The 13,635-nt window shown below is 41.0% G+C and carries 10 protein-coding genes; 3 read left to right on the forward strand and 7 right to left on the reverse strand.

All coding sequences use genetic code 11. The features are described from left to right. Positions 1-69 precede the first annotated feature (69 nt). Positions 70-978 carry a 1-aminocyclopropane-1-carboxylate deaminase/D-cysteine desulfhydrase gene (locus tag AAEU30_RS10660; protein WP_421960490.1) on the forward strand — a complete coding sequence of 303 codons (909 nt, stop codon included), beginning with the start codon at positions 70-72 and terminating at the stop codon, positions 976-978. A gap of 196 nt (positions 979-1,174) precedes the next feature. Here the strand turns inward: AAEU30_RS10660 and AAEU30_RS10665 are convergent, their stop codons facing one another. The 5 genes from AAEU30_RS10665 to AAEU30_RS10690 form a co-directional block, all read right to left on the reverse strand. Further along, complete coding sequence (locus AAEU30_RS10665) at positions 1,175-2,899, reverse strand: EAL domain-containing protein (protein WP_421960491.1); 1,725 nt, start codon at positions 2,897-2,899, stop codon at positions 1,175-1,177. A 184-nt stretch (positions 2,900-3,083) separates the two neighbouring features. Continuing rightward, the gene (locus tag AAEU30_RS10670) at positions 3,084-3,311 is read right to left on the reverse strand and encodes an ArsC/Spx/MgsR family protein (RefSeq protein ID WP_421960492.1); all 228 of its coding nucleotides are present in this window, start codon (positions 3,309-3,311) and stop codon (positions 3,084-3,086) included. A gap of 478 nt (positions 3,312-3,789) precedes the next feature. Continuing rightward, positions 3,790-4,506 carry an arsenical resistance protein ArsH gene (gene arsH, locus AAEU30_RS10680; protein WP_421960493.1) on the reverse strand — a complete coding sequence of 239 codons (717 nt, stop codon included), beginning with the start codon at positions 4,504-4,506 and terminating at the stop codon, positions 3,790-3,792. Between the two features lie 254 nt (positions 4,507-4,760). Next, positions 4,761-5,492, reverse strand: a complete 732-nt coding sequence (gene ssb / locus AAEU30_RS10685; protein WP_421960494.1) for a single-stranded DNA-binding protein — start codon at positions 5,490-5,492, stop codon at positions 4,761-4,763. A 20-nt stretch (positions 5,493-5,512) separates the two neighbouring features. Next, positions 5,513-6,880, reverse strand: a complete 1,368-nt coding sequence (locus AAEU30_RS10690; RefSeq protein ID WP_421960495.1) for an MFS transporter — start codon at positions 6,878-6,880, stop codon at positions 5,513-5,515. 165 nt (positions 6,881-7,045) lie between these two features. Between AAEU30_RS10690 and uvrA the strand changes: the two genes are divergently transcribed. Together uvrA and AAEU30_RS10700 are read left to right on the forward strand one after the other, a co-directional pair. Then, complete coding sequence (gene uvrA, locus AAEU30_RS10695; RefSeq protein ID WP_421960496.1) at positions 7,046-9,865, forward strand: excinuclease ABC subunit UvrA; 2,820 nt, start codon at positions 7,046-7,048, stop codon at positions 9,863-9,865. A gap of 17 nt (positions 9,866-9,882) precedes the next feature. Then, positions 9,883-10,956 (forward strand): hypothetical protein, encoded by a 1,074-nt coding sequence (locus tag AAEU30_RS10700; RefSeq protein ID WP_421960497.1) that lies wholly within the window; start codon positions 9,883-9,885, stop codon positions 10,954-10,956. A gap of 6 nt (positions 10,957-10,962) precedes the next feature. Here AAEU30_RS10700 and AAEU30_RS10705 read toward each other — a convergent pair whose 3' ends face one another. Both AAEU30_RS10705 and AAEU30_RS10710 read right to left on the reverse strand, forming a co-directional pair. Next, entirely contained in the window at positions 10,963-11,775 is an 813-nt protein-coding gene (locus AAEU30_RS10705; protein ID WP_421960563.1) for a substrate-binding periplasmic protein, read from the reverse strand. A 63-nt stretch (positions 11,776-11,838) separates the two neighbouring features. Next, positions 11,839-13,620, reverse strand: coding sequence for a GGDEF domain-containing protein (locus AAEU30_RS10710; RefSeq protein ID WP_421960564.1), 1,782 nt, complete (start codon positions 13,618-13,620; stop codon positions 11,839-11,841). Positions 13,621-13,635 lie beyond the last annotated feature (15 nt).

The following is a 13,635-nucleotide window of genomic DNA, read 5'->3' on the forward strand; positions in this document are numbered from 1 at the left end:
TGTTGATTTTTAAAGTATCGTATATTTTTACGAGCCTGCAAGTTTCAATCTAAGGAAAAAAGGTACTTTATGCATATCAGCCTCAATATTGATGAAAATAGTCCTATACAACAAATAGATAGCTTCGAGTTAAAAAAAAGAAATATTTCGTTACGCATAAAGCGTGACGATCTGCTACACCCACTCATTAGTGGTAATAAGTGGCGAAAGCTCAAGTACAACTTAGTTGAGATGCAAGCACAAAAAAAGCAGGAGTTAGTGACGTTTGGCGGGGCTTTTTCAAATCACATACATGCCTGTGCAGCAGCCGGAAAACACTTTAACTTTAAATCCCACGGCATTATTCGCGGGCCTGAGCTTGATACAAGCAACCCCACTATTAAGTTTGCTAAGCAGTGTGGTATGCAGCTACATCCGATTACCCGCATTGAATATAAAAAACGCCACAATGAAGAGTATTTAGCACAATTACAGCAACGCTTTCCAAATGCCTACCTATTGCCAGAGGGCGGAACAAACCATGCTGCTTTACAAGGCTGTAAAGAACTTGCCCAATCATTACCTGAGTCTGATTATATTATTTGCCCAACAGGCAGTGGCGGCACATTAGCAGGGCTGATTGAGGGCGCTACCCCACAAACTAAAGTAATCGGTATTGCCGTCTTAAAGCAAGCGGGTTACCTCGTTGACGAGATTAAAGCATTGAGTATGCGCGCTCGTACACAAAGTAACTGGCATTTATTATGTGATCATCACGGTGGTGGCTACGGTAAGTTCTCCCCAGAGCTTTGGCACTTTTGTCAAACAATGCAAGTTCAACATCAACTCCCATTAGAGCCTATCTATTCTGGTAAAATGATGTTTGCATTATGGCAGTTAATCAACGCTGATTATTTTCCTGCTGGAAGTAAAATCACGGCAATTCACACAGGTGGATTACAGGGATTAGATGGATTACGTTATCGACAATTAACCTGAACTCTGGATAATAAATCTATCTCCAGCGGCTACTTTCAACGCAAACTGCGTTGAATTTACTTGCAATAGGCTAGCTATTGACGCGTAAATTCGCCTTGTTATCGCTAAAAGTCTCCGGCTGGAGACTAATAAATATATTTGTGATTTAATATCAATACATTAGTACATCTCTTAACCAGAGTTCAGGTTATTTAGTTTAAGATGTTACCTGCGTAAATTCTTGCAGTGGTTCGGTAAAATAAAACCCTTGAGCAGCAGTGATGCCTAACTTTTGTAACGTTTTGAGCTCTTGCTGGGTTTCGACTCCGACTCCAAATACCGGTAGATTCAACTTACCACTCTTTATGACAATTTGACGTACAACTTTTTGTTGCTTCAGGCTCTTATCAATACCATGAATTACCTCATAACCAAGTTTTATTCCTTTTACGAGCTTAAACTCAGCCAGAAAAGCTAACTTATCAAGGCTCACCACATTATCAACTACCACAGCCCCATTAATTGCTTTGATCTGACTAATAGCCAAAGCTAATTTATGTTGCTGTGCATAAAAATCATCAGCAGATATTTCAAACTGCAGTTTATCAGCCCCACTAAATGTCCCTACTTTATCTTTAAACCACAGCCAAAAGTTTACACTATACCAATTAAAAGTATGCAAATTGATACTCACAGCCAAACTACTAGGCTCACTTTTTAATAAAGCCATTACATGTTCAATCACCGCAATATCTAACTGCATTACTTCACTATCAGTTTTAAGATGAGGAATAAATTGCTTCGCTGATAACAAACCTAACGATTTATGTCGAATACGAATTAACGCTTCATGTTGTAGCATCTCGCCAGAATCAAGCTCAAATAATGGCTGAAAAAATAACATAAACTTTTTTTTGCTGATGTACTCAGGTAGCTCCTCATCACTATGTTTTAATACCTCAGCAGACGTATGATTAAACGGCACTCTATGCACATGCTGCCATGGGCTTTGCTTAGCTTGCTCAAGGGCCGATTTTGTTAGTTGATAAACGACAGTTTGATCAGCACCTGTACGATAATTACAAACGCCGACTTTAATATCTTTGCGCGACAAATCTCCACGGTAAACTAACGATGCCTGATAAATAGTTTGATGGAGCTGATGTGTATACTTGTCGATCTCTGTTTGTGATACCCCATATAAAGTGATTGCTAGTCCTCCAGAGGCAAGTAACTTTACCGACACTTGTGGTAACTCAACAAACCCCTTAGCTATAACCAGCTTGAAATGACTTTCTAAATCAATACTTTCAGGGAAAGGATATGACCAATAAAATAAAGCAAAAAAGTTCTGTTTATTTTGATGCAAGCAATACAACTTGCTCATTGCATCTTCTTTAGCATTTTGTGTTACAGCCGTATTGTCTGCTGGCACCTTACTCTGTATATGTGAGTTATGAGTAATTAAAGGCTGATACATGTGTTCTTGTTTAGGGTTCTTAAAAGCACCTTTTTCGTAGCGCTTCACTAATAAAGCCCACCAACGGTACCCCCATACAGCTGCACCTATAACAACAAGGTTTAGTAAAATAAATAAATAGCTTTCAACCACCCAAGAAGGCCAATGATAAAGCTTTAGACTGGTTGATTTATAATTAAAGACTTCACTTTCTTTGTTCATCAAAGCTGAGAAATGAGTGGGAGCTTCATCTGGCTCTAACATAAAACCACGCGCACTTACCAGAGCAGAAATAACCTCTCTATCAACAATTAAATCTAACTTGAGATTGTAAATTTGTTGAGCCAGCTCAGTACCTGTAACGTGAACTTTTTGATGCAGCACCTCACCTAATAATAAATTAAAGATACCAAGCAGCAATAGACAAGCACCAATATAAACACTCAGCATATGCATACGCACATTCTTTGATTTAATTGCCATAGCACGCACAGAGTTAGTTAGAATAGGTAAAGTGTTGTTCAAGATCCCAATAAACACAAGGCTTAGCGCTCACTTTAAATATTACCGATAACGATTATCAATAAAACTAACGTATTTTTAATTACCTAAGCCACAATAAAATTTTTAATTTCTTGGCCACATTTTCAGATAAATTAACGACTGGCTATCGATCCCCAATAAGATGGCCATTTTCATCTAAAATCATCTCACCATCTTCTTTATGAAACGGGCCTAACGGCCATTTATCTAATAGTGTTAATACCGTTTCACTCGGACGCGCTAATTTAATCCCCTTAGCTGTACACACAATGGGTCTATTGACTAAAACAGGGTACTTCAGCATTGCTTCAAAAATTTGTTCATCAGATACATTTTCATTTAATAACCCCAACTCTTTGGCCGGTGATTTATACCCAAACCACCTCAAGATGCAGAATTCAGCGTTTCACAGGGGCTTAATATCAAGGCGTTACTTTGCAAGAATGGCAGTCCCTTTTAAGAAGTAACAACGATGAGAGTAAGTGCCTGTGAAACGCCCAACGGGTTAGTTTAAAAGCGATTTATACTGCGTTATTGATTTTAACAAGGGAACACCATTATTTTCAATCAATGCCTTGCCTAAATCGCTTTTAATTCCAACTGAAACTCGCATCTTGAGGTGGCTTGGGTATAGTAACTCTAAGCGCTGTCTTTGGGGTTAAATTTGCCGCAGCAAATAAGGCGAGAAGCTGTGACTTGGTCCAGCCGGATTTTAAATACTCTATTACAATAGGTTCATACCCTGACGCCTTAATAAGCTGTAATACATTCCTCGACGTGCCACAATCCGGATTATGATGAATAACAACCATGCTCAACTCCTGATCAATTTAAATAGAACGTTGGTTCACACGTTCACTTACTTGCTCAGCTGATTCAACTCGTTCAGAGTATCTATCAACAAAGTAGTCTTTCTGATCCCGTAGTAACAAAGTGAACTTCATTAACTCTTCCATCACATCAACAATGCGATTGTAAAAAGAAGACGGCTTCATACGGCCATTATCGTCAAACTCTAAATATGCTTTTGGCACAGATGATTGGTTAGGAATAGTGACCATACGCATCCAACGGCCTAAGACACGCAATTGATTTACAACATTAAAAGACTGAGAGCCACCACATACCTGAAGCACAGCTAATGTTTTTCCTTGCGTAGGTCTAACACCGCCTAAGCTTAATGGTACCCAATCGATTTGATTTTTAAATACGCTTGTCATAGAACCATGACGCTCAGGCGAGCACCACACTTGCCCTTCAGACCAAAGCATTAATTCTCGTAGCTCTTGCACTTTAGGATGTGACTCATCCTCACTGTCGGTTTGCGGTAAGCCTTGTGGATCAAAGATTTTAACTTCGGCGCCAAAATGCGTAAGTAGTCGCGCACTCTCTTCAATAACTAACTTACTGTATGAGCGCTCTCTTAAAGACCCATACAGCAACAAAATCTTTGGTTTATGTGCTGAAAGGTTAACGTTAAAGTCAGCAACACTTGGTACTTTACTTTGCTCTTTATCGATATTTGGTAGTTCAATTTTTTGTGTCATTGGTGTTGACTCCTAGCGATCCGTACATATGAAATACTGAATATATGGAATTTTACATGTAAAGTTTTCCAAGTCAAACTTATTTGATACAGGTAGGGCAAGTGCCCCTCCATAATCGCGTTTAAAAATAGAAGTAACGAGCACAAGCAAATAGAGTATTTAACCTGAGATCTGGTTATTTAATATTTAGAATCAAAAAGGCCGCTAAAAAGCGGCCTTTGAATGTTAATCAATATTTTTAAATAAACTATCATTTAAAACGGGATATCGTCATCAAAGTCAATTGGTGGTTCCATTGGATTTGATGCGCCGCCTTGTGGGGCATTTTGCGGCTTAGGAGCAAAACCACCTTGTTGCGGTGCATTGGTATTGCTGCTTTGCTGCTGGTTATAACCGCCGCCTGATTGGTATTGGTTATTCTGCTGCGGTGCAGCTGCAGGTTGCTGGCGTGCAGCTGGTGCTTGCTGTGGTGCACTCTGCTGTTGGCCGTAACCACCACTTTGTTGCGGTGCACTTTGCTGTTGACCGTAACCGCCACCTTGTTGTGGTGCGTTTTGCTGCTGGCCGTAACCGCCTTGTGATTGACCACCTTGAGATTGTTGACCGCCTTGGTAGCCACCACCTTGTTGGTCGCCACCACGAGCACCCAACATTTGCATTTGGCCAGTAAAGCCATCTACAACTATTTCTGTGGTGTATTTTTCTTGGCCTTGTTGATCAGTCCATTTACGTGTTTGCAGTTTACCTTCTACGTAAATTTGTGAACCTTTACGGCAGTATTCACCCACGATTTCAGCTAATTTGCCAAAAAACACCACGCGATGCCATTCAGTTTTATCGACCATTTGGCCGGTGTTTTTATCTTTGTAGCTATCTGAAGTAGCTAAAGTAATGTTTGCTACGCCATTGCCATTAGGCATATAACGTACTTCTGGATCTTGACCTAAATTACCAACCAAGATTACTTTATTAACACCGCGTGCCATGGACCTTTCTCCTATTTACGTTAGCTCAAACCAGCCACTTTACGGGCTTGGTCTAGGTCAAATTCTTTATCATTAATCTTTAAATAGCTGCGATTTTCTTCGCATACTACAGTTGCTTCTAATACACCTGGTAAAGCAACCAATTTAGAGGCAAGCGCTTGTGCTTGCTGCTCTGAACTTAATTCTGTCATTAAGCTAATCATTTTACTTCTAGGCGGGACTTGCATTTGCCACGCAAGGATAAGCCATATTACCCCAACAAGTGCGGCTGCGGCAAACACTGCTTGCGGGGTTGTTGATTGCGCAACGTAACCCCCTAAAATACCACCTAAAAATGCACCAAAAAATTGCCCCGATGAAAAAACTCCCATCGCTGAACCTTTTTGATTAGCTGGTGCTAAGCGTGAGACAAGCGCTGGCATTGTGGCTTCTAAAAAGTTAAAAGCAACAAAATATGCAAGCATACAAAGCGCCATACCGATCACAGAATCGACACCAGCTGCCAGTGCTATCATGCTCAGCGCTAATACAGCAATTGAGCCAAGAAAAGCGTGTTTTTCTTTTTCTTTACGAATGGCGATAATCATAACTGGTGCCATCAATAAAAACGCTAATATTAATACTGGAATATACACTTGCCAATGTGCCTCTGCGACCAAGCCTTTGGCGATGAGTTGTCCAGGTAATGCAACAAAAATAGTGGTCAGCGTTAAGTGTAGTAACATCACACCTAAATCTAAACGTGCAAGCTGTGGGTGCTTCACCAATTTTTTAATATCGGTAAAGCTTGCTAATGTATCGCCTTTAGGGGCTTTATTAACGGCTTTAGGCACCAAAAATAGTACAATAAAAATACCTACAATTGCCAATGCAGCTGTTAACCAAAAAATTCCCGCAATACCCCAAGAAGCGGCAACCATCGGTCCAAGTAACATAGCAAGCGCAAAGCTCATGCCGATACTCATACCAATCACAGCCATCACTTTAGGTCTTTGTTCATCACGGCTCAAGTCAGAAGCAAAAGCAAGTAAAGAACTGGCTATCGCTCCCATACCTTGTAAAGCACGGCCTAGCGTGACCATTTGCATTGAATCTGCCGTGGCAGCAATCACCGAGCCTAAAGCAAATACACTCAAACCACCAATAATAACCTTTTTGCGGCCTATTTTATCTGACAACCAGCCCATAGGAATTTGCAATACAGCTTGCGTTAAACCATAAGCACCAATCGCGATACCTATCCACAGTGGTGAAAAGCCTGAAAGCTCTTGCCCATAAATAGCAAGTACCGGCATCAGCATAAAAAGGCCAAGCATACGAAATGCAAACACGCTGGCCAGTGATACTGCGGCGCGTTTTTCTCGAGAGTTGAGTGAAGAAGCTGTCATGATTCGCGTGTTCTTGCTGTCTATTAAAATTCGAGCAGGGATTCTACCACAAGCTTAATAAGAAATAATCGTCCTAAAGCGATGATTTTTTCATTGATCAAGGATTAATCTTGTTGCGTATTATGAGATACTCAGTAAATACATTTGGTAATGAAACGAGATAGCATGGAAAACATTGAAGTCCGAGGCGCCCGCACGCACAATTTAAAAGACATCAGCCTAACCATTCCCCGTGATAAATTAATTGTTATCACAGGCCTATCTGGTTCAGGTAAATCGTCTTTAGCATTTGATACCTTATATGCAGAAGGGCAACGTCGGTATGTAGAATCTTTATCTGCTTACGCCCGACAGTTTTTATCATTAATGGAAAAACCCGATGTTGATCACATTGAAGGTCTTTCCCCTGCAATCTCCATAGAGCAAAAATCTACCTCACATAATCCTCGCTCTACTGTAGGTACCATTACCGAAATTTACGATTACCTGCGTTTATTATTTGCTCGTGTTGGTGAGCCCCGTTGCCCTACCCATGACTTACCGCTTGCAGCGCAAACTGTGAGCCAAATGGTTGATACCGTTTTGGCCTTTGAAGAAGGCAGCAAGCTGATGATGCTTGCACCGGTAGTCAAAGAACGTAAAGGCGAACATGTAAAGTTACTCGAGCAGTTAGCAAGTCAGGGTTATATTCGTGCCCGTATTGATGGTGAAGTGTGTGACTTATCTGATCCACCGACTTTAGAGTTACATAAAAAACATACTATTGAAGTTGTGGTCGACCGTTTTAAAGTCAAAGATGGCATACAACAACGCTTAGCTGAATCATTTGAAACAGCGCTTGAGTTGTCGTCAGGTGTTGCAACAATTGCTTCAATGGATAATGACGGCAGCGAAGAGTTATTGCTATCAGCAAACTTTGCCTGCCCGACGTGTGGCTATGCCATGACCGAGCTTGAGCCTCGTTTGTTCTCATTCAATAACCCAGCAGGCGCATGTCAAAGCTGTGATGGTTTAGGTGTTAGGCAGTATTTTGACCCAAACCGCGTTATTCAAAACCCAGAGCTTAGTTTATCCGGTGGTGCTATTAAAGGCTGGGACAAGCGCAGCTTTTACTATTTCCAAATGCTACAAGCCGTTGCCGAGCATTATAAATTTGATTTAGAAGTGCCCTTTCAAGAGCTCAGTAACGACGCTAAAAAAGTTATTTTAGAAGGCTCTGGCAGTACTAAAATTGCCTTTAATTACCGCAATGACCGAGGCGACTTAATTACTCGTAACCACGAGTTTGAAGGTGTGCTCAATAATATGAATCGCCGTTACCGCGAAACTGAATCTAATTCAGTGCGTGAAGAACTGGCAAAATACCAAACTAGCCAAGCTTGTCCTAGCTGTAAAGGCTCACGATTACGCCAAGAAGCGCGTAGTGTGTTTATCGGCCAAACAAACTTACCAGATATTACGTCAATGAGTATTGGCGAAGCGATGGACTTTTTTGAAGGCCTCACTTTAACTGGGCAACGTGGCCAAATAGCAGAAAAAATACTAAAAGAAATTCGCGATCGTTTATCATTTTTGATTAACGTTGGTTTGAATTATCTATCATTAGAGCGCAGCGCTGACACCCTCTCTGGCGGTGAAGCCCAGCGTATTCGCCTAGCGAGCCAAATTGGCGCAGGCTTGGTTGGTGTTATGTACGTGCTTGATGAGCCATCTATTGGCCTTCACCAACGTGATAACGACCGCTTATTACAAACACTGATTCATCTACGTGATTTAGGCAATACCGTTATCGTGGTTGAGCACGATGAAGACGCAATCCGCGCCGCCGACCATATCATTGATATTGGCCCAGGTGCTGGTGTGCACGGTGGTTATGTCATTGCAGAGGGGACGCGTGATGACATTTTAGCCAGCGAAAAATCTGTCACAGGGCAGTTTTTATCTGGTAAACGTAAAATTGAAGTACCTAAAGAGCGCCATCTGATCAATGATAAATGGCTTGAGTTATTTGGCGCTACAGGTAACAACCTAAAAAATGTCGACTTACACATTCCATTTGGTTTGATGACCTGTATAACCGGGGTGTCTGGCTCAGGTAAGTCAACCCTCATTAACGATACCTTATTCAAATTAGCACACACCGAGCTAAATGGTGCAACCACCGCAGAAGCCGCTCCTTATAAAGAAATTAAAGGACTTGAGCACTTTGACAAAGTAATCGATATTGATCAAAGTCCCATTGGCCGCACACCACGTTCAAACCCTGCGACCTATACCGGTATATTTACCGGTATTCGTGAGCTATTTGCCGGTACTCAAGAAGCTCGATCTCGGGGCTATAAAGTTGGCCGCTTTAGCTTTAATGTTAAAGGTGGCCGCTGTGAAGCCTGCCAAGGTGATGGCGTTATCAAAGTAGAAATGCACTTTTTACCTGATGTTTATGTACCCTGTGATGTATGTAAAGGTCAGCGCTATAACCGTGAAACCTTAGAAGTACAGTACAAAGGTAAAAACATTCACCAAGTGCTCGAAATGACGGTTGAAGATGCCCACGACTATTTTGATAAAATCCCAGCAATTGCACGCAAGCTAAAAACCTTAATGGATGTAGGACTCTCTTATATTCGTCTAGGCCAAGCCGCTACAACACTCTCAGGTGGTGAAGCACAGCGTGTTAAACTGGCTCGTGAGCTGTCTAAGCGCGATACCGGTAAAACCCTGTATATTCTTGATGAACCGACTACAGGCCTGCACTTTGCTGACATCGAGCAGCTATTAGTTGTACTGCATCGCTTACGTGACCACGGTAATACCATCGTGGTGATTGAGCACAACCTTGATGTGATAAAAACCGCAGACTGGATTGTTGATTTAGGCCCAGAAGGCGGTGCTGGCGGCGGTGAAATATTAATTGCAGGTACACCTGAAGACGTCGCAGAATGTGAGCGTTCACATACCGGGCATTATTTAAAAGCTCTACTTTAAACAATAAAGGACAAGGAATGTTACGATACTTTAAAGTAGCAAAATGGCGTGCAAACAGGCAGTTAAAGCAACATAACGCAAACTTTAAGCCTCATAAAGCACGTCTAATAAAACGCATACAAAGTATCTGGTTTAATTTAAGTACAGCCCAAAAGCTGTACTTACTTGCCCTTATTAGCCTGCTCTTACTGCAATCTGCAGCACTTGCAAGTTTATTAACCATTATTGCGTTAATCGTAGAGTTTTGGCCTAAATTTATTCAACTGTGGCACTCACTGGCCGGTAAAGCCTTAATACTACTTTTTTACGCTATTATTGCCAACTTCGTATTAGCCAATGCAAGTGGGATCGTTAACGAAGTCACTCAAGTCTCTGCAGCACACTTTAATTACAGCCATAACTTTGCAACTTTACTCTATTTACCACCTTGGGCATTAGGGATTACGCTGGGCACTTTGCTACTGCTACAACTGATATTACCTTTTTATATCATTGCATTATTAGTAATTAAACCATTTGGCTCTGATCGCGTTAAATTCATCAGTCAGAGTTACTCTCCGTTATTAACCGCACTACTGCGCTTTTCTTTAGCAAGTGTCGTTATTGTCAACCTCATTTCATTTATCGATGAAAAACCAACTGAACAAGTGTTTGACGAGATAGTCAGTAGCTTTTCCAACGGCGCAGAAACTGGCCAAGCTCTCGCTGCAGAGTCGAGCGGAGAAAACGAACAGGCACTAAAAGAGTTAAATGAGCAGCTAAAACCAATAGTAAACAATAGCCAAGAGAGCCTTTCGGACGAACCTTCTAAGATTGCAGTCGATGTTGAGGGAGATGGTGGTACTGCAGAAAATATGACTCACTTTTTAGAGACCAAAGGGTATTTTGAACGCAGCAAATGGCTTATTGCAAGCTTTGCTTATCATTTTGAAGCTGACACTTTCTCACGCTGTGCTAAAGCTAAAAATAGCAAAACTGTAGAGTTAAATGATTATGAGTTCGTAGAAATAACGCTAGATAACACAGAACCATATAGTTATAGCTTTATTGTAAAAGCATGTGATTCCCCAGGGATAAAACCCGTTAAATAAACGCTATTAATGCTCAAAATAAGGGTTTACTAACTCAAGCTCGGTTGTATTCGTTACATCATAAGGGAGAGATTCTAAATCCTGCAAAAAATAACTCTCGAATAGCGCCCTAAACGCCCCGGTTTGCTCCATTTTAAGCAACCCTTTTTCAATCGCATTGGCGAGCTCGGGCTTTTCTTTTGATACAAAATAATAAAATGCAGCTGGATAACTAATAAACAGGTTAGGCACAATCGCTAAGTCAGGGTTATCAACCTCATTAAGCTCAGACGTTACCTCTATAAATGAACGCGGGAAATACTCAGTTTTACCTTTGGCTGTCAAAGCAAACATTGCTTCGTAGTTCGCAAATGGCCTGACGGTTAACCCGTTATGAGCCAATATTTTTGTATCTGGCCAATCATGCCCTTGAGCTGCGCTTAGTTGTTCGAGTTGTTCAATGGTGCTTATTTTTTCAAATAATGGTAGCAGCTGGCGATTAGTTACGAGCGCGCGTTTACCAATATAACCGCGATATAGTGGGATCTTTATTGCTATGGCCAAGGTTTCTCGTTCTGGACTGGTCATACTCCAGTATAAATCGACATTATTATCTTCTAAGCTGATCAAAGTGCGTTGTTGATGTGGATGTACAATAACGTGGTTAATTTTAGCAGGGTATTGTGCTGCGCCAAGGGCTTGCTCCAGCAAAGTACTTAAGTATTCATCACGCTTATATTGTGCCCGTGGCTCTTGTGCGACATTAATGGTTTGTGCTTCAGCTGCTGCACAACAAAATAATAATGTACGTAATGTTAGGTAAAAAAATGCGCGGGTCATCATTAATTTTATCGAGTGTTTTTTCTAAACTACATGCTGGTAAGTAATTACTCAAGTATAAAGTTATAAAGCGTGCTTATCCGGGTTAAGCCTCACCACGGCAGGTGCAGGACTTCGGCGCTTACAAACAAATAAATGACTTTCTCGGTATCGTTTTGCTTCTTTTTTAGCATCAGTTGCAAGCGCAGCCACTTGATGACTGTTGTTACATAGAGCTAAATCAGGCTCTACCAAACCTATTGATAAAGTAAGTAACGGCACAAACTGCTTTTGCCCTTCGCGATTACTTGCCCAATAGCCTCCACTGGCGATATGCTCAGGGGTAAAAAATGCACGAGCTTTGGCTTCGAAATCATTAATTATGTAATTACACACTAGAGCGGCTTCATCACTGTCAAATACCACCATAAAGTCATCCCCTCCTATGTGACCAACAAAACTAGGGATATTAGCGCATGCTTGCACTGTGACATCGGCCAGTAACTTGATCACACTATCGCCGCTGGCATAACCATACAGGTCATTAAATTGCTTAAAGTGATTTAAGTCTATATACGCAAGAGAGAAACTATTTTTGCCACGTAAGCGGTATTCGATAGCTTCATTTATTGCCACATTACCCGGTAACATCGTGAGTGGATTTGCATGCTGCGCATGACGAATTTTTTCATCGGTAATGTGTTTTAAAATATCGCGCAATGGTGCCAAACCTAAATATTGTTCTTCGCGCGTAATTATAATATGGCGTCGAATATCAAAGTCGTTTTCGGTAATTTGTTGGCTTACCGTATCAAGCAATTGGTTTTCATCTACAATTAACGGCAGCTTATGCATTAACGCGGTAACAGGTTGTTTATCATAAAGTGCATGCCCATAAGGTGCGGCAAATACTTCGGTCAGTTGGTCTTTATGTAATAAGCCAACAGGCTGCTGTTGCTCGTTTAACACGGCAATACTGATTATTGTTTTATCGTGTTCAAATATTTTATGAGCATCTTTACAACGTGTTTCACTGACGATGGCGGCTTGCTCTACGGCCAACCAACCGATCGCCATTGATTGTTCAAACTGATTACTTAAAGGTGTGAAATTTAGCTGCTCTAATTGCGGGCTTTTAAATTCTGCACTTGGTCTTCTGTTTGGCCGCTCGAGTAAAAACCCCTGAGCATTTATTATGCCCAAGCTTTCTAATAAATATAGCTCTTCAATGCGCTCTATGCCCTCAGCAATGACTTCTGTATTAGTCACTTTAGCAAGTTCGATAATCGATTTTAAAAACTCTTTTTTCACCACACTTTGATCGCAATGATCAATAAAGTAACGGTCTATTTTTACAAAGTCAGGGCATAACTCAGACCACTGTTTTAAACCCGAGTAGCCAGCCCCTAAGTCATCAATCGCTATAGAGAAACCAAGTTTGCGGTAGTGCGCAATCGTTTTTAATAATAAAAAGCCATCATCTACTTTTTCTTGCTCGGTTACTTCAATAACAACCCGACTTGCGGTGAGGCCAAAGTGTTCAATAAGATGTAAGGTTTCACCTTTAGGGTGACATGGATCAAGGAGTGTTTTTGGGCTAACATTTAAGAACAATTTACCCTGCAAGTTTAATTTCACAAAGTTTTCAATCGCCTTTGAACGACATAATAACTCTAATTCTGAAATTTTATCATAACTGATTGCTGCACTAAAAAGCTCGCTCGGCATTTCTAGCAGGCTATTTTTAGGGCCGCGACTTAATGCTTCATAACCTAGTATGTGCTTATTAGAAATATCAAAAATCGGTTGGAATAAGGTTGTTATATCACTATTGTGTAATATTTTTTCTAATGTAATTCGCTGAATACTCACCTAGCACCA

The sequence above is a fragment of the Pseudoalteromonas mucoides genome (assembly GCF_049257175.1).
Taxonomy (GTDB): domain Bacteria; phylum Pseudomonadota; class Gammaproteobacteria; order Enterobacterales; family Alteromonadaceae; genus Pseudoalteromonas.